Origin of the sequence: Collimonas sp. OK242, assembly GCF_900107095.1 — a bacterium.
Taxonomy (GTDB): Bacteria; Pseudomonadota; Gammaproteobacteria; order Burkholderiales; family Burkholderiaceae_D; genus Collimonas.
The window spans coordinates 36,721-52,449 of record NZ_FNOR01000008.1; the positions used below are offsets into that span (position 1 = coordinate 36,721).

15 protein-coding genes and 3 pseudogenes are annotated in these 15,729 nt (G+C 57.3%); 9 read left to right on the plus strand and 9 right to left on the minus strand.

What is annotated here, in order from left to right:
• Window positions 1–29 precede the first annotated feature (29 nt).
• From BLV81_RS10135 to BLV81_RS10150, 4 genes are read right to left on the minus strand one after another with little or no spacing between them, the layout of a single operon-like run.
• Window positions 30–800, minus strand: a complete 771-nt coding sequence (locus BLV81_RS10135) for an SDR family oxidoreductase (protein ID WP_092355195.1) — start codon at window positions 798–800, stop codon at window positions 30–32.
• 41 nt (window positions 801–841) lie between these two features.
• On the minus strand, window positions 842–1,552 hold the full coding sequence (locus tag BLV81_RS10140) for a histidine phosphatase family protein (protein ID WP_092355198.1): 711 nt from the start codon (window positions 1,550–1,552) through the stop codon (window positions 842–844).
• Window positions 1,549–2,616 (minus strand): phosphotransferase family protein, encoded by a 1,068-nt coding sequence (locus BLV81_RS10145; protein ID WP_092355201.1) that lies wholly within the window; start codon window positions 2,614–2,616, stop codon window positions 1,549–1,551. Before BLV81_RS10145 ends, BLV81_RS10140 begins: the two co-directional genes overlap by 4 nt.
• Window positions 2,613–3,869, minus strand: coding sequence for an acyl-CoA dehydrogenase family protein (locus BLV81_RS10150; RefSeq protein WP_092355204.1), 1,257 nt, complete (start codon window positions 3,867–3,869; stop codon window positions 2,613–2,615). Before BLV81_RS10150 ends, BLV81_RS10145 begins: the two co-directional genes overlap by 4 nt.
• Before the next feature lie 91 nt (window positions 3,870–3,960).
• Between BLV81_RS10150 and BLV81_RS10155 the strand changes: the two genes are divergently transcribed.
• Window positions 3,961–4,902 (plus strand): LysR family transcriptional regulator, encoded by a 942-nt coding sequence (locus tag BLV81_RS10155; RefSeq protein WP_092355207.1) that lies wholly within the window; start codon window positions 3,961–3,963, stop codon window positions 4,900–4,902.
• 333 nt (window positions 4,903–5,235) lie between these two features.
• Here the strand turns inward: BLV81_RS10155 and BLV81_RS23620 are convergent.
• Window positions 5,236–5,334, minus strand: a pseudogene (locus BLV81_RS23620) (hypothetical protein); the annotation flags it as partial.
• 159 nt (window positions 5,335–5,493) lie between these two features.
• Between BLV81_RS23620 and BLV81_RS10165 the strand changes: the two are divergent.
• From BLV81_RS10165 to BLV81_RS10180, 4 genes are all read left to right on the plus strand, one after another.
• On the plus strand, window positions 5,494–6,504 hold the full coding sequence (locus tag BLV81_RS10165; protein WP_176992820.1) for a succinylglutamate desuccinylase/aspartoacylase family protein: 1,011 nt from the start codon (window positions 5,494–5,496) through the stop codon (window positions 6,502–6,504).
• Window positions 6,505–6,537: 33 nt separating this feature from the next.
• A complete protein-coding gene (locus BLV81_RS10170) occupies window positions 6,538–7,884 on the plus strand; it encodes an MFS transporter (protein WP_092355213.1) in 1,347 nt (448 codons plus the stop codon).
• A gap of 61 nt (window positions 7,885–7,945) precedes the next feature.
• The gene (locus BLV81_RS10175; protein WP_176992817.1) at window positions 7,946–8,902 is read left to right on the plus strand and encodes an MBL fold metallo-hydrolase; all 957 of its coding nucleotides are present in this window, start codon (window positions 7,946–7,948) and stop codon (window positions 8,900–8,902) included.
• Window positions 8,878–9,243 (plus strand): RidA family protein, encoded by a 366-nt coding sequence (locus BLV81_RS10180; protein WP_255365102.1) that lies wholly within the window; start codon window positions 8,878–8,880, stop codon window positions 9,241–9,243. Before BLV81_RS10175 ends, BLV81_RS10180 begins: the two co-directional genes overlap by 25 nt.
• Here BLV81_RS10180 and BLV81_RS10185 read toward each other — a convergent pair.
• The gene (locus tag BLV81_RS10185) at window positions 9,240–10,151 is read right to left on the minus strand and encodes a LysR family transcriptional regulator (protein ID WP_092355221.1); all 912 of its coding nucleotides are present in this window, start codon (window positions 10,149–10,151) and stop codon (window positions 9,240–9,242) included. The genes BLV81_RS10180 and BLV81_RS10185 overlap by 4 nt on opposite strands.
• 371 nt (window positions 10,152–10,522) lie before the next feature.
• Between BLV81_RS10185 and BLV81_RS10190 the strand changes: the two are divergent.
• From BLV81_RS10190 to BLV81_RS10200, 3 genes and pseudogenes are all read left to right on the plus strand, one after another.
• Window positions 10,523–10,774, plus strand: a pseudogene (locus BLV81_RS10190) (aquaporin); the annotation flags it as partial.
• A 347-nt stretch (window positions 10,775–11,121) separates the two neighbouring features.
• Complete coding sequence (locus BLV81_RS10195) at window positions 11,122–11,301, plus strand: Rossmann-fold NAD(P)-binding domain-containing protein (RefSeq protein ID WP_092355224.1); 180 nt, start codon at window positions 11,122–11,124, stop codon at window positions 11,299–11,301.
• A gap of 15 nt (window positions 11,302–11,316) precedes the next feature.
• Window positions 11,317–11,919, plus strand: a pseudogene (locus tag BLV81_RS10200) (SDR family NAD(P)-dependent oxidoreductase); the annotation flags it as partial.
• Between the two features lie 204 nt (window positions 11,920–12,123).
• Here BLV81_RS10200 and trpS read toward each other — a convergent pair.
• The 3 genes from trpS to BLV81_RS10215 form a co-directional block, all read right to left on the minus strand.
• Entirely contained in the window at window positions 12,124–13,158 is a 1,035-nt protein-coding gene (gene trpS, locus BLV81_RS10205; protein ID WP_092355230.1) for a tryptophan--tRNA ligase, read from the minus strand.
• 124 nt (window positions 13,159–13,282) lie between these two features.
• A complete protein-coding gene (locus BLV81_RS10210; RefSeq protein ID WP_092355233.1) occupies window positions 13,283–14,221 on the minus strand; it encodes a Tim44 domain-containing protein in 939 nt (312 codons plus the stop codon).
• A 241-nt stretch (window positions 14,222–14,462) separates the two neighbouring features.
• Complete coding sequence (locus BLV81_RS10215) at window positions 14,463–14,783, minus strand: hypothetical protein (RefSeq protein ID WP_255365103.1); 321 nt, start codon at window positions 14,781–14,783, stop codon at window positions 14,463–14,465.
• Between the two features lie 211 nt (window positions 14,784–14,994).
• Between BLV81_RS10215 and BLV81_RS10220 the strand changes: the two genes are divergently transcribed.
• Window positions 14,995–15,729, plus strand: coding sequence for a response regulator transcription factor (locus BLV81_RS10220; protein ID WP_092355239.1), 735 nt, complete (start codon window positions 14,995–14,997; stop codon window positions 15,727–15,729).

The window sequence follows — 15,729 nt, forward strand, 5'->3', positions numbered from 1 at the left end:
GTTTCCTGTCGATTCCGCGTTAGCGCCGCTTAGTTGAGCAAATAGCCGCCGTCTACATTCAGACAAACCCCGGTGGTATAAGTGGCCGCAGGCGACACCAGATACAGCACCGCGCCCGCCATTTCATCCGGCTGGGCCACACGGTTCATCGGGATGTGCTGCAACGCCTGTTTCAGGATCGCCGGATTGTCGATCAAGGCGGCGGCGAACTTGGTCTCGGTAAAGCCAGGCAGCAAAGCATTGACGCGCACGCCGCTGGCCGCGCATTCCTTGGCGAACGCCTTGGTCATGGAAATCACGGCAGCCTTGGTAATCGAGTAGATACCCTGGAATACGCCCGGCGTGACGCCATTGACCGAAGCGACGTTGACAATCGCGCCGCCGCCGTTCTGCGCCATCAGCTTGGCTCCATATGAGGACATGAAAAAATAGCCGCGGATATTCACATCGACAGTTTTCTGGAAGGCTGCCACGTCGGTCTCGACGATAGGACCGAAATGCGGATTGGCGGCCGCGTTGTTGACCAGGATATCGAGCCGCCCGTGCTTGCTGCTGATGGCCTGGTACAGCGCTTCGATCTGCGCCATGTCACCGATGTGGCAAGCGATGGTTTCCGCCGAGCCGCCGGCGGCCTGGATCGCGGCCACCACTTTGTCGCATGCCTCCGCCTTGCGGCTGGATACGATCACATGCGCGCCCTGCTGCGCCAGGAGGTTGGCAATCGAGGCGCCGATGCCGCGGCTGGCGCCGGTAACCAGTGCGATCTTGCCTTGCAAATCAAAAAGGGTGGTGCTTGTCATGTTCTCTGTCTCCGCTTATTGGAAAATTAATATTAGATGATTCAGCGATAACTCACCAAGCCTGGATCGCATGCGCTTTCAAGATGCGCAAAATTATTCAAGTAACTCAGGCTGACGCGCCCGGGGCGATGCAATAATTTGGTCACGCCGGTGTTAACCAGCGCCCAGTTCAATTCAAAAATCTGCCGATCCGGAATCGCCAGCAACTGCTGGCAAATCACGCTGATCGGACCGCCGGAAGTAAATACCCAGACCGACTGCCCCTGCCCGATGCGCTCCTGCAGTCGCGCCAGAGCGTCGCTGCAGCGCGCCTTGAAGAGCGGCCACGGTTCGCTATAGTCGCTGTCATGCTCGCCGCCGATCCACCGCGCTACCGCCTTGGCAAACACCTTTTGAAATGCGCGCCCGCGCTGTTCCTGCTGCGCCATGTATGCCGCAAACACAGCGGGATCGGCAAATTGCGGCATGTACCGCAACAATACCTGCCGATGATCGAATTCATCGAATCCCGGATCGTGTAAAACCTGGCGTTCGCCTCCTGCCGTTAGCGACGGCATCGCTGCCAGGCAGGCGTTGCTGCTCTGCTGATGACGGCGGTGACTGCCGGTGACCAGCAACGACATGTCCTGGCCGGTGCGCGCCATCCATTGACCCAGCAACGCCGACTGGCGCACGCCCAGTTCAGACAACTGATCGTAATCGGCGGCGCCGAAACTGGCCTGGCCATGACGCACCAGATAGATATTGCTCATATGCTCGACTGCACAATCAGATTCTTGCAGCGCTGTTCCAGATAATTGGTAACGTGGACAAAAAATGCAAATTGCGGATTCCTGGTTTGCCCGTGATGAAAACGATAGTAGATTTGCTGCACGATCACGGCCAGCCGGAACAGCCCGTAGATTTCGTAGAAGTCAAAATGATCGGTGCGGTAGCCGGTCTTCTCGCCGTAGTAGGCAATCACTTCCTTGCGCGTCAGCATGCCTGGCAAGTGCGTCGGCTGGCGCCGCATCTGCTTGAATTGCGGCTCATCGTCGGCCTGCACCCAGTAGGCCAGCGTATTGCCGAGATCCATCAGGGGATCGCCGAGGGTCGCCATTTCCCAATCCAGTACGCCGATGACATTGAGCGGATTTTCCACATCGAGCACCACGTTATCGAAACGGAAATCGTTGTGGATCAGGCAGGTGGCGACGTCGGCGGCCGGCATTTTTTCATTCAGCCAGCGCATCACCGCTTCGAAATCGACCGCGTCGTCGGTGCGCGCCTTGCGGTAGCGCTCGCTCCAGCCGCTGATCTGCCGCTGCACATAACCGCCGCCCTTGCCCAGATGCGCCAGGCCGGCGGCCTGATAGTCGACCTGATGCAAGGCGATCATCTTGTCGATCACGTTCAGGCACAGCTGGCGCGTGTCGGCCTCGCTCAACACCAGGCCTTCAGGCAATTTATCGCGCAGGATGATGCCGCGCAGCCGCTCCATCACATAGAAATCGCTGTCCATCACGGCGCGATCCTGGCAAGTTGCGAACACGCTTGGCACGTACGGGTAGACCGGCTTGAGCTCGGACATGATCTTCGCTTCGCGCAGCATATCGTGCGCCGACTTGGCTTTGGCGCCAAACGGCGGCCGCCGCAGGATCAGCTCGCGATTGGCGTAGCTCAGCAAATACGTCAGATTGGATGCGCCGCCCGGGAACTGGCTCACTGCCGGCAATCCCTCAAGGCTGCTATCTATGCCTTTCAGAAAGGCGGCGATCTTTGCCACATCCAGTTCTTCACCGCTGCGTACCGCGCCGGCTTGATCGATCAGTGTCATGCCGCTGCTCCTGCAGTAACAACGCTCGCTACGACGCTCGCGGCCTTCGCGGCTTGCGCCTTCAATTCCAGCTTGGCGATCAGGGCGCGATGCACCTCATCCGGCCCGTCCGCCAAGCGCAGCACCCGGGCGTAGGCAAACAATGCCGTCAGCGGCAAATCGTCGCAAACGCCGGCGCCGCCGTGGATCTGGATCGCCTGGTCGATCACCAGCTGCGCCACGTTCGGCGCCACCACCTTGATCTGCGAAATTTCACTCATCGCCGCCTTGGCGCCGACAGTGTCCATCATCCATGCCGCCTTCAAAGTCAGCAGGCGCGATTGTTCGATGGCCATGCGCGCATTGGCGATGATGTCGGCATTGCCACCCAGATCAGCCAACGGCTTGCCGAAAGCGCTGCGCGTCAAGGCCCGTTTGCACAGCATTTCCAACGCCACTTCGGCCGCCCCCAGCGCCCGCATGCAGTGATGGATACGGCCCGGGCCGAGGCGGCCCTGGGCAATTTCAAAACCGCGCCCCGGTCCGGCGATGATATTGGCCAGCGGCACGCGGACATTGGTGAAACTGACTTCGCCATGACCGTAAGGCTCATCGAGCGCGCCGAACACCGGCAGCATGCGTTCGATCTTCACGCCCGCAGTCGCCATCGGCACGATCACCATCGAATGCCGCGCATGCTTGGGACCGTCAGGATAAGTCAGTCCCATGAAGATCACGAATTTGCAATTGGGATGGCCGATGCCGGTGCTCCACCATTTGCGGCCGTTGAGCAGTACTTCATCGCCGTCGACGACGGCCGTGGCGCGCATATTGGTGGCGTCGCTGGAGGCGACATCGGGTTCGGTCATGCAAAACGCCGAGCGGTATTCTCCGGCCAGCAAGGGCTCGAGCCATTGCTCCTGCTGCGCCGCCGAACCGTACTTGGCCAGCACTTCCATATTGCCGGTATCGGGCGCATTGCAGTTGAAGACTTCCGGCGCGATGAACGAACGGCCCATGATCTCTGCCAGCGGTGCGTAATCGGTATTGCTGAGCCCTGCCCCGAATTCTTCATCCGGCAGGAACAGATTCCACAAACCCGCTGCCTTGGCCTTGGCTTTCAAGGCCAGCATCACCGGCGGCACGTTCCACGGCAGCGGACCGCGTTTGAGCTGGCTGAAATACTCAGCTTCGGCCGGCAGCACATGCTCGGCCATGAACGCATTGAGCCGCGCGATATAGTGGCGAGCCCGGGGAGAATAGGCGAAATCCATGATGTTCCTCTGCTGTTTGGCGATGTAATAAGTGTGCCGCAACAGCTATAATTCATCAAATGAATGATTTATATAGACGATAATTAATTTCATGCATATAAGCCGCATCGACCTCAATCTGTTCGTGGTGCTCGACACCATCTACGCAGAAGGCAACATCACCCGTGCAGCGAAGGCCCTCAGCCTGACCCAGCCGGCAGTCAGCCACGCCCTGGCCCGCCTGCGCGAACTGCTGGGCGATCCCTTGTTTGTCCGACAAGGCAGCAACATGCTGCCGACACCGATGACGCGGTCACTGATCGGCCCGGTGCGGCAAGCGCTGCAGACGCTGGAAGTCAGCGTCAAACACGGCAATCAATTCGATCCATCCAGCACCCGCCGCAGCTTCAACCTGGGCCTGCCAGGCGTACTGGAAGCGCGGCTGCTGCCGCCGCTGATGCGACTGCTGCAAACCCAGGCGCCCATGGTGGAAATCAATTCTGTGCGGGTGGAACGGCGGCAACTGGAATCCGAACTGGCGGCCGGCACGCTGGACATTGCCGTCGATGTCTTGCTGCAGCGCCCCGGGGAAATCCGCAGCGCGCCCTTGTCGCGCGATGCGCTGGTAGTGGTAGCGCGCCAGGATCATCCGGCGCTGCAAGATGGGCTGGATCTGGAAACCTACCTGGCGCAGAGCCACATCCTGGTTTCCTCGCGCCGCACCGGCCCCGGCGTTGAAGATGTAGAACTGGCGCGCATCGGCCGCCAGCGCCATGTCGGCTTGCGCTGCCAACATTATTACGCGGCCTGCCAGGTAGTCAGCGCTTCGGATCTGCTGACGACCATGCCGGAGCACTACGCCCACATCGCCAACATCAATCTGCCGAACAGGATCCATCCGCTGCCGCTGCCGACGCCTCCGTTGGATGTTTATTTGTATTGGCATGAGAATGCCGAGCTTGATCCAGCTAATCGGTGGTTGCGGGGGGTGTTGGGGCAATTGTTTCCTGAGCAGGGGCGGATGGCGGCAAATACGTCCGGTATCGAGCGGTAACTAAGGGATATTCGTTCAGACTCAGATTTGGTTGAAACTAAATTCTCTGCGAAGACTGAAATCGACCACGAGCTGCCGAACGATTCCATCAATCTGTTGCATCCGCCGGTTGAATCCACAACTTTTACCGGACGTTCGGCTGAGGAGCGTGACAGGCAGCACACGACCCATTGCAGCCACACGACAGGTTAAGACACTGCGTCAGCTGTACAAAGGAGACCGGTCAGTCGCAGTTACTTCCTATTTCTTCTCAATAGCCCGAACCAACTTATGGACTTTTTTGTAGCGGTCAAGCATGGCATCGCTCATCGCATTCAATAGGCCCGCAGCAGTGACATAGCCATGCGCGAAATGGAGTTCCAGCCATTCGAACCCAACGTCACGCGCCAGCTTGGCCGCATCGACAAAGTTCTGGCGCACGCGAGCGATGTCAAACACCATTGTGTTCAGTTTGTTTTTAAATCAGTGATGCATATGAAGCATCACAGGCCTCATAAAACGGTATTTGAAGGTGTAGGGCTTTTCACAAATACTGATGCCAGCGCGATGATCCACCTGTTCATCGCCATGACTTCACTAATTGGGATTTCCGTGCCTACACAACGTTCTCTGATTACCACCGATATCGATTTTTCCCGTCCTGGCTTTCAGTCGGGCACGCTGCGGGTGCCGTATTCCCACAATCGTTCGGCCTACGGCCACATTCCCATTCCGATCGCCGTCCTGAACGCTGGCGCGGGCCCAACCGTCTTGCTGACCGGCGGGAATCATGGCGATGAATTCGAGGGTCCTGTTGCACTCATGAAACTGGCGCAACGTATGCCAGAGATGACTATCTCGGGACGATTGATTGTGATCCCCGCACTGAATTTTCCGGCATTTCTGGCTGGTACCCGAACCTCGCCCATCGATCGGGCAAATCTGAACCGGGTCTTTCCGGGTACCCGCAATGGTTCGGTCACCGAAATGATCGCCCACTATGTCGATACTGAATTATTCCCGCTGGTCGATCTGATCTTTGATCTGCATGCCGGGGGCGCGTCATTCAATCACTTGCCTACCGTTTTAGCCGCGCTGCCGGCAGATCCTCGCCAGCAGGATCAGTACAAGACGCTGGTCGACGCATTCGGTGCGCCGCATACGATGATCATGGACTTGCTTGGCGAGGACCGCACGTATGGTGCCGCCGTGGCACGGCAGGGCAAGCTTTTCTTTTGCGGCGAATTCGGTGGCTTTGGCAGCTGTAATCCCGATGGACTGCTCATCGTCGAACAAGGATTGGCGCGATTCCTTCACGCAGCAGGTCTCACCAAGGAAGTCGACGCACCTGCGGCAGTAGCGACCCGCCTGATCCGTGTTGAGGGTGCCCGACATTATCTGTTTGCGCCCAGACACGGTATTTTTGAACATAGCGTCAAGCTGGGTGAGATAGTGCAGGCAGGCCAGGTGGCTGGACGCCTATTTGATCCGCATGCTCCCTGGACGGCACCACTGACACTGCATTTCCAGAGCAGTGGTTGTGTGGTGTGTCTGCGTTCTTTCGCCGGTGTTGAGCCGGGCGACTGCATTGCGTTACTCGCCTCTGAGACCAACTGGTCCTGAGTACCAATCATCCGCTATCCGGAGAGGAGACCCATGACTACTTTCACCACTGCGCAGAGCAAACAAGCAGACGCCAACGTATCGGCTGAGTCTGTCTGGCTCGGCGGTTACGTTGTGCTGACCTTATTTGTCTGCTTCGTTTTTTCTTACATCGACCGACAGATCGTCAGCATTCTGGTGCAGCCGCTCAAGCAATCGCTGTCCTTGTCTGATGCGCAAATCGGCATGTTGCAGGGCGTGGCTTTCACACTTTGCTATGCAACGATGGGCGTTTTTGTGGCCAAACTGGTGGATCGTTCCAACCGGGTCCGGCTGATCGCTGCCTGCGTGGCGATTTGGGCGATTTCCACGGCGATGTGCGGTACCGCGCACAGCTTTGCTGAGTTGCTGGTCTGGCGCGCTGGCACCGCCGTGGCTGAGGCTGCATTGAGTCCCGCCGCAATTTCGATCTTCAGCGACATGTTCAGCCCGCGCAAGGTGACCCGGGCGACCAGCATGTTCATGCTGGGGCCTTATATCGGCGGCGGTGTCGCACTGATGGGCGGCGGCTTGTTGCTGGGCTGGACGGAGAGTTCAAGCTCACAACTCTGGCTGACAGAACTCGGCATTGCCGCCTGGCAACTAGCCTTCTTTGTCGTTGGTCTTCCCGGGTTGTTGTTGGCATTGCTGGTTTTTCTGACCATCCGTGAACCGATGCGCCGGGGACCTGATACGCTTGCCAGTGAGGAAGTGCCGCCGATGCGCCAGGTAATCCATGAATTGTGGGTAACGCATCGTTTTATCGTGCCCTACTTCCTCGGCTATGTTGCTCTGATTACCTTGTTCTATTCCCACTCTGCCTGGTTCCCAACGTTGTTGATACGCAAATACGGGCTGGCGCCCAGTGCCGTCGGCAAGATCGCTGGGCCGGTGTACATGCTGGGCGGTATCGCGGGTGTGATCAGTGCCAGCTTTCTGGTCGGCAGCGTGCGTGACGATCAGGCCCTGCGTAAGGTGTTGGTGATCGCCAGTGGCGCTGCTACGGTGTTGATTCCGGCGGCATTTGCAGCACCACTGGTGGGGCAGCTCTGGTTAACCCTCGGCTTGTACGGGATGTGTGCATTTGCGGCCAGCATCATCATGGCGCTGGCCCCAGTGCCGGTACAGATCGCGTTGCCAAACAGGATGCGGGGTCGTGCTATCGCGCTACTGGTCTTTTTGACCAATGCTATCAGCGGCAGCCTTGGCCCGTATCTGGTTGGCCGGATCAACGATGTATTGGCTAACCCGCTCAGTGGCTTGTCTTGGGCGCTGTCCGGCGTCGGTGGCCTGGCAGCTTTACTGAGTGCCGTGTTGTATTGGAAGGCATCCACTCGGGTCGCCATACCGTCTGGCGATTGATTAAATGAAAACACTGTCACTTTCTGCTTGAATCATGAGACTACATTCCTTTTGTCTTTGCATGTACCACTCGTCGATATTCAATCCCGGTGTGGTCGCGCCGGTTGCGGCACTGACGTCGCCGTCACAACGGCCTGAGATCTTTCGCTTCCAGTTGGGGGCGCTGGAAGTGACCGCGATTTCCGACGGTGCGGTGGAAGTGCCGTTTGAAAAACTGCTGACAGGCATCAGCCCGGAACAGACGACAAGCTTATTGCGTCAGGCCGGCAAAACGGTACGAGTTCCCATCTCTATCAATACATTTCTGATTCGTACAGAACAACATCTGATCCTTGTGGATACCGGATCGGGCGATCTCTTTGGCCCCAATGCAGGGGGATTGGTTGAGGATAGTCTGCGCACTGCCGGCTATGCGGCCACGCAAGTCGACACTATCTTGCTGACCCACGTCCACGCCGATCATTCGGGTGGACTGGTGAAGCACGGTCAGCGCACGTTCCCGAACGCCAAAGTCTACGTCGAAGCGGCCGAGATCAACTATTGGTTCGACCTGCAGGAGGAAGAAAAAGCCCCGGCACATCGCAAACATTCATTCCCGCAAGGACGGTCCTCATTGCAGCCTTATCTGGACGCGGCTCAGGTGCAGACCTTCGAGGGCGAAACTATCCTGTTTCCGGGGATTCGCAGCATTCCTGCACCTGGACATACACCTGGGCATACGCTGTATGCGATTGAGAGCGAGGGACAGAAATTGCTGTTGTGGGGTGATCTGGTGCACAGCGAAGAGATCCAGCTGGCGCACCCGGAGGTGGCGATCAAGTTCGACAGTGACGAACCTGCTGCGGTACGACAACGGCTGAAAGTATTGGCTAGCGCTGCAGATGAAAACACCTTGATTGGTGGCGCGCATATTGCCTTTCCCGGACTCGGTCATTTAAGTCGCCAAGGAAGTGGGTACGCCTGGGAGGCCGTTGCAAGTGCCGAAAAATCATCATGCCAAACGGAGAAGCCGCAATGAGAGCCGGACCTCATCTCTCTCCTGTGGCAAAAAGCCAGAACCTTTTGTTCATATCAGGACAATTGGCACGCAATGCGCAAGGGCAGATTGCCGGAGACATTGAGCAACAAACGCAGCAAGTCATGTCGAATCTGGAAAACATATTGAAATCGAACGGACTGAAACTGGAGCATGTGATCAAGACCACGGTGTGGTTACGTCGCGCAACCGATTTTGACTTGTTCAATCAGACCTATGCACAGATCCTGAATCATGTGCGTCCGGCGCGATCGACATTAGTCTCTGAGCTACTTTTTCCTGAGGCGTTAATTGAGGTAGAAGCCATTGCAGCATGTCCTTAGTCCGCGCACGGTCCAGTAGAGGAAGTCATCACCTGCCTGAGGGTAGTGATGAATTGCGACACCGCCGGGTTCTCAGGCTCGACCTGCGTCACAAAGGCCAAGGGCAGTTTGATCGAGATATCAGACAGCTTGATGAACTGCACCATCGCTGGCGGTCGAGCCTGGTTCTTGCCATTGACGATGGCCGCACCAATCCCTGCGGATACGAGAGAGAGGATGGCGACCTCCGTGGAGGCCTCCTGCACAACGTTCATGGTCAGCCCGGCCGCGGCACTGGCCGCGATCAGACGGTCATAGTAGGCAGGGTAGACTGAGCGAGGAAACGTCACAAACGGTCTGGACGACAAGGAACTGGCCTTCACCGATTTTCGATGTCCCAGCCCCCATCGGCGCGGCACGGCCAGCATGACATTATCAAGCGCGAGTGGTATGGCCTTAAGGTTATTATCCAGATGCTCGAAGAGGTAGACGAAGCCGCCATCCAAGGTCCCTGAGGCAATATGATTGAGCTGCTCTGGCGAATTATTCGCCAGAAATTCAACTTTTATCCGAGGGGCACCCTGCTGAAATTGATTCAACACCTCTGGCACCAAAGAATCCCATCCTGTATTTTCAACAAAGCCAATGCGCAGATGTCCCTGCAATCCCTGCGCAATCAACTTCGCGTCACGCACCGTGGACTCCAGTTGTTCAACCAGTCGGCGCGACTCTTGCATAAAAAATTGCCCGGCCCGGGTCAGCTTCACGCCACGCGGCGATCTCTCGAACAACGTGATTCCCAGTTCATCTTCCAGGTCCTGAATCTGGCGGGAAACTGCAGGCTGGGAAATATGCAATTTAAGCGACGCGATACGAATACTTTCATGCTCACCAACAGCGATGAAGTAGCGCAAATGGCGCAGTTCCATTCAGTTCTCCGTTTTGGCATTGCAGGATGTGGAATTGGCGACCTTCAGCAATGACAGATCGCCGGACGCCAGCAGTATGAGGCAGTCAGTGGACTGACTACAAGTTGCAGCCTGCTATCACAAAGAAAAGAAAGACCTGCATGTCTCGCCGTTATCTGCTAGTAGGTACACGACCGTTTTCTGGTTATCTGTGAAATTGTGCCATCGTATGAACCATCTTACACCCCACAGGCCGGACCAAGGTTGTGGCTGCATCCCGACGTATCGAAATGGTTAGTTTTCGACTTTGGACAATATGTAACTGAATTTCCATGGCCTGGAACCCGCATGGATACTATGGCCCAGTTTTCGACTTTAATTGGTCGGAATAATTGCTGCTTGTCATCCTGCGCGCTCCAGCGTCACGCGTGGCTGCGATGGTGGCGTGCTACTTCGGGGCGGCTTACTGGTTCACGGCATCCACGTCGTTTGCCAATCCCGCTGCGACCTTTGGACGGATGCTCAGTGATACATTTGCAGGAATTTCTCCTGCAAATGTCCCGGCATTCGTGGTCGCACAGTTGATTGGCGCAGCTATCGGTGTACTCGTCTGTCGTTTCTTGGCGGAGCCGCCGAAGGCTTGAAAGGACTGTCGGCTTTCTAGTCGTAAGCGGGCATTGCTGTTTCATTGCTCGATGCCCGTTTCTGGCCGTTTTGAGGCGGCCGCGACACGTTGATTTCGACCCACAAGCGACATTCGCAAGTCCTGCAAGCAGTCATTCAACGCGCAAGTTCAAGGGCTGGACCGGTAGCCGATATTGCGGCTAAGAAGGTGCCAGTTTTTAAAGGTTCCGACTGAGAACATCACTCCCGCCACAAACCAAACTAACGAGCCAACAATATCGAATGCACTCAACATTTTCGGTACCGTTACCAAATACGGAACCAACAGTAGGCCTCTGACCAAACAAATTGTAGTGGTTCAACCGCCATGATTCCTATCAGCGCCTACTTCCCACTCAAAAGCAAAGTCGCCCTGATTACCGGTTCGACGCGCGGCATGGCGTTGCATATCGCCTGCGCACTGTATTCTGCCGGTGCGCGGCTGGCCATTCTCGACGTGTGCGAGCAGGAAGGACACGCCATTGCCAGGTTGCTCGGCAGCGCTTAGGGGCGGGCCAAATTCTGGCAACTCGATGTCAGCGACAACAATGCGGTGCGACGGGTTATGGCGGCAATCGAAGCTTACTTCGGCCGCATCGATATTCTGGTCAACAGCGCCGGCGTCGATGCCGACAATCCGTCTGCGCGGGGACTCTCGCTAAAGCAATGGGACAGGGCTATGCAACTCAATGTCCACGGCAGCATCTTGTGCACCAAACACGTGATCGCGGCAATGGAACGATCCGGCGGCGGCTCTATCGTCAATGTGCTGTCGTTGTGCAGCATGAACGACGAGCGGGAGGACGCGGCTGATCATGTGGCGAAGGCGGCACTGCGGAGCGCCAATATGAACGCGATGAAATATGCCTCGCGTAACATCCGCATCAACTCCGTCCACCCGGGCGTAGTGCGGCCGCCAGCGCTGGCTGCGGCTATGCGCGAGCAAGGCGATCTGATCCAGATGCTGACCGACAGGGCGGAGTTGCGGACGCTGGCGGGTAGTGGCTCGGCCACGGATGTGGCGGCGGGGATCTTGTATCTGGTGTCGAATGCCAGCCGCTTTGTCACAGGCAGCGAGCTGGTAATTGATGCAGGATCGGGCCGTAACTATCAGCGCGGTTGTTGATGTTGCTTTTGACGTTGCAGTTGCTTTTGACGTGAATTCCGCATTGGGACGTTGCCCAATGTGGCCTCGGAGTAGCTAACGTTTTAAGTAACGATGAAACCTCGTCGCATGCAACGGCATGTACTCCGTAGCCCGTCAATTGGGGTCAGAGTAATTTACGACGATAAAACTGTCGTAAAAAAACTCCGACCCCAAATGACTGCTTTAGAAGTAGCTTAGACCTAGCGCTGCTTTGACTTCATCGGCAGTTTGCGCCGCTACCTCACGCGCCTTGGCGGTGCCGTCTTTCAAGATTTGCATGACGTGGCCACGGTCCTTGGCTAGCTCTTCACGGCGGGCACGGATAGGCGCCAGCAAATCCTGCAAACAGCTTTCCAGGCGCGCCTTGACCAGGCTGTCGCCCAGACCGCCGCGCACATAGTGCTCCTTCATCTCCGCCAGACCGGTCTGATCGGTATCGAATGCGTCCAGATACAGGAAGGCGACATTGCCTTCCAGATGACCCGGATCCTGCACTCGTAGATGCAGCGGATCTGTGTACACCTGCTTGACCGCTGCACGGATCTCATCGGCAGTAGCGCCCAGGTTGATGGTATTGCCGAGCGACTTGCTCATCTTGGCTTTGCCGTCGATACCCGGCAAACGGCCGATTTCCGGCACCAGGGCTTTGGCCTCGACCAGCACGTCGCGGCCGGCGGTGCGGTTGAAACGGCGCACGATTTCATTGGTTTGCTCGATCATCGGGACCTGGTCTTCGCCTACCGGCACCAGCACCGCCTTGAAAGCCGTGATATCGGCGGCCTGGCTGGCCGGATAAGTCAGGAATCCGGCCGGAATATCGCGCTCGAAACCACGCAGGCGGATTTCTTCCTTGACCGTGGGATTGCGCTCCAGCCGCGCCACCGTGACCAGGTTCAGGTAATAGAAAGTCAGCTCCGCCAGTTCCGGAATCTGCGACTGGATCAGGATCGTCGACAGGGCCGGATCGATGCCGACTGCCAGGTAATCGAGTGCTACTTCGATCACATTGCGGTGCACCTTGTTGGTGTCATCCATATTGTCGGTCAGGGCCTGGGCGTCGGCCAGCATGATGAACTGCTTATAAGTGTGCTGATAGGCGACGCGGTTACGCAAGCTGCCGACGAAATGGCCCAGGTGCAGGGGGCCGGTCGGGCGGTCGCCGGTCAAAATCACGGCGGAACCTGGGGCTGTCGCTGACAAAATCGCGGGCAAACTCATTGAAATTCCTTTAGCGGTATCCTGAAAACCCCGTATTGTGCCATTAGTAGCGTGTATCGAAAGAAAAAGCCGCCGGCAATTTCTCGCCGGCGGCTTTTGAGTTGCGACTAGCTGAAGGCTAATTTCAGCTATTTTGCTCCACTTGCTCTATCCCCGCCAGTATCCAGCCGCCCTGCCCTGCGCTTGGCTTGGACAAGTTCCAGACCTCGGCGAACGGCGCCGCAACGGCCGCGCCGTCTTCCTTGATCATGCCGGTGAACTTCACGCTCGCCAGATATTCGGTATCGGCAGTCTCGATTCCCAGCAATTCCGCGTCCAGCGTCACGACATCGGTATGGTTATCCGCTGCGCCGCGCTCTTGTAGTTGCATGCGCAACTCGGCAAACATCTCTGGTGTGGTGAATTCACGGATGTCGTTGCTGTCGGCCTTGTCCCACGCGGCTTGCAGACGCAGGAAATAAGTCTTGGAATGGCGCAAGAAACCGACAGCATCGAAGTCCGCAGGCACGCCCCAGCCACCAACGCCGGTAGCATCGGCTCCGGCACCCACCGCTGCAGGTGCAGCGTCAAACGCCGCACGTTGCATAGGCTGATCGATACGCGAAGCGATTTCCGGCGTGAAGCTGGATGGCGCCGAAGCAGCAAACGCAGGCCGCATGCCGTTGTTGCCGTTGCCCATCTTGCGGCGTACCAGCTTGTAAATGAACATGGCGGCAAATGCGAACAAGGCGATCATGATCATGTTGCTGATCATGCCGGCCATCGCACCGCCCAGGCCCATGCTGGACAGCAACGCGCCCAGGCCCAAGCCCAGCAAGGCGCCGCCCAGCATGCCTTTCCACATGCTGGGTTTGGCGGCTGCAGCAGCGGCCGGTGCGGCAGCTGCCGCGGCTGGCTTGGCGGCATTGGCGGCTTGATTCTGCGCCGGCGCCGCCTGGCGATTCATGCTTTGCGATTTTTTACCGAAGGAAGCGCCGCCGCCCATGCGCTTGGCTTCAACGGTCGACATACCGGCTGACAAGGTCATGACTACGACGATCAGCGCCACGAATAATTTCTTCATATTTTCTCCTGAGATTTGATGCAATCACGGTCGCATGCGGAAATACGGACATACGGACCGCTAATTTTTGAAACTTCGCAGCTATGCCATGACGCTGAACCGGCCCGGAATGAAGACCAGATGCAAGACGCGCATCAGCCTGCCGATCAGCATCGTGAATGGATGGAAGCGCCGGGAGCTTGCCCGGCAGATAGGAAGGCGCCTGCCGCCAGCTGCAATAGCAATGGCGGCGTAAAGGCGCTTAGGCTCGCGGCGGAGGTCCGGCCGGGGGTAGGAACGGCGGTTGGCGCGCTTTGTCGTTGCTTGGCGCCGGTGTTGAAGCCATTGCCGCAGCGGCAAATACAAGGGGAACAGCAGGCACCGTTTCATCGCCAAGATCGACATGCATCTCGATATCGTCCACAGCACTGTCCTGCGAGCTGCAATCGCTATCGGCGCTATCGGCGCTGTCAGCCTTGCAGGCTGGCGTAGCTTGCTTAAGCTCTTGATGATCATCTTGCTGAACCGCGTACGCCAGCGTCGCCACGACGTTTGCCTGCGTGTTTGCTTGAAATTCGGACATGCCTGCAAAGACTTGCATAGGCAGCAGAAATATCAGCAAAAAAATCAGTAAACGTTGCATCAAGGTAGGGAAACGGATTCAGGCCGGATTAGGTGGCAATGATTATACCAAACAGCAGCGCTAATTTTGCAGTCGGCCTTGCTGCAAAGAATGAAACGCCATAGACTACAAGCAGTACCTTTCACCCACCGTACACGGAAACAGCACCATCATGCGCATTTTGCTTGCCGAGGACGACAGTGTTTTAGCCGATGGACTGACGCGTTCGCTGCGCCAGTCGGGTTATGCCACCGACTGCGTGATGAACGGGGTGGAAGCGGATTCGGCTCTATCGACCCAGGATTTCGATTTGTTGATCCTTGATCTGGGCCTGCCTAAAATGACCGGCCTGGAAGTGTTGCGCCGTCTGCGCGCCCGCAATTCACGGCTGCCGGTACTGATCCTGACCGCCGCCGACTCGCTCGAGCAGCGGGTAAAAGGACTGGATCTGGGCGCCGACGACTACATGGCCAAACCATTTGAGCTGTCCGAACTGGAAGCGCGAGTACGTGCACTAACCCGGCGCGGCGCCGGCGGCGGTCCCACTGTCATCAAGCACGGTCCGCTCAGTTACGACCAGGTCGGGCGGATAGCCTATATCAATGAGCAGATGCTCGATCTGTCGGCACGCGAACTCGGCCTGCTGGAAGTGTTGCTGCAGCGCACTGGCCGCCTGGTCTCCAAGGAACAGCTGGTCGATCACCTGTGCGAATGGGGCGAAGAAGTCAGCAACAACGCCATCGAAGTGTATGTCCATCGTTTGCGCAAGAAAATCGAAATCGGCGGCGTGCGGATTGCCACGGTGCGCGGTCTTGGCTACTGCCTGGAAAAAATCAACGAGCCGCAAACCAGTTCGGTGATTTCCGCCGCGCCGCTTTCTCCGGTCGACTCTTCCAGCCGCCGCTAA

Excerpts from the sequence above, each read along its gene's own strand:
- BLV81_RS10135 (WP_092355195.1), bottom strand. The coding sequence starts at position 800 with ATGACAAGCACCACCCTTTTTGATTTGCAAGGCAAGATCGCACTGGTT.
- BLV81_RS10140 (WP_092355198.1), bottom strand. The coding sequence starts at position 1,552 with ATGAGCAATATCTATCTGGTGCGTCATGGCCAGGCCAGTTTCGGCGCC.
- BLV81_RS10145 (WP_092355201.1), bottom strand. The coding sequence starts at position 2,616 with ATGACACTGATCGATCAAGCCGGCGCGGTACGCAGCGGTGAAGAACTG.
- BLV81_RS10150 (WP_092355204.1), bottom strand. The coding sequence starts at position 3,869 with ATGGATTTCGCCTATTCTCCCCGGGCTCGCCACTATATCGCGCGGCTC.
- BLV81_RS10155 (WP_092355207.1), top strand. The coding sequence starts at position 3,961 with ATGCATATAAGCCGCATCGACCTCAATCTGTTCGTGGTGCTCGACACC.
- BLV81_RS10170 (WP_092355213.1), top strand. The coding sequence starts at position 6,538 with ATGACTACTTTCACCACTGCGCAGAGCAAACAAGCAGACGCCAACGTA.
- BLV81_RS10175 (WP_176992817.1), top strand. The coding sequence starts at position 7,946 with ATGTACCACTCGTCGATATTCAATCCCGGTGTGGTCGCGCCGGTTGCG.
- BLV81_RS10180 (WP_255365102.1), top strand. The coding sequence starts at position 8,878 with ATGCCAAACGGAGAAGCCGCAATGAGAGCCGGACCTCATCTCTCTCCT.
- BLV81_RS10185 (WP_092355221.1), bottom strand. The coding sequence starts at position 10,151 with ATGGAACTGCGCCATTTGCGCTACTTCATCGCTGTTGGTGAGCATGAA.
- BLV81_RS10195 (WP_092355224.1), top strand. The coding sequence starts at position 11,122 with ATGATTCCTATCAGCGCCTACTTCCCACTCAAAAGCAAAGTCGCCCTG.
- trpS (WP_092355230.1), bottom strand. The coding sequence starts at position 13,158 with ATGAGTTTGCCCGCGATTTTGTCAGCGACAGCCCCAGGTTCCGCCGTG.
- BLV81_RS10210 (WP_092355233.1), bottom strand. The coding sequence starts at position 14,221 with ATGAAGAAATTATTCGTGGCGCTGATCGTCGTAGTCATGACCTTGTCA.
- BLV81_RS10215 (WP_255365103.1), bottom strand. The coding sequence starts at position 14,783 with ATGTCCGAATTTCAAGCAAACACGCAGGCAAACGTCGTGGCGACGCTG.
- BLV81_RS10220 (WP_092355239.1), top strand. The coding sequence starts at position 14,995 with ATGCGCATTTTGCTTGCCGAGGACGACAGTGTTTTAGCCGATGGACTG.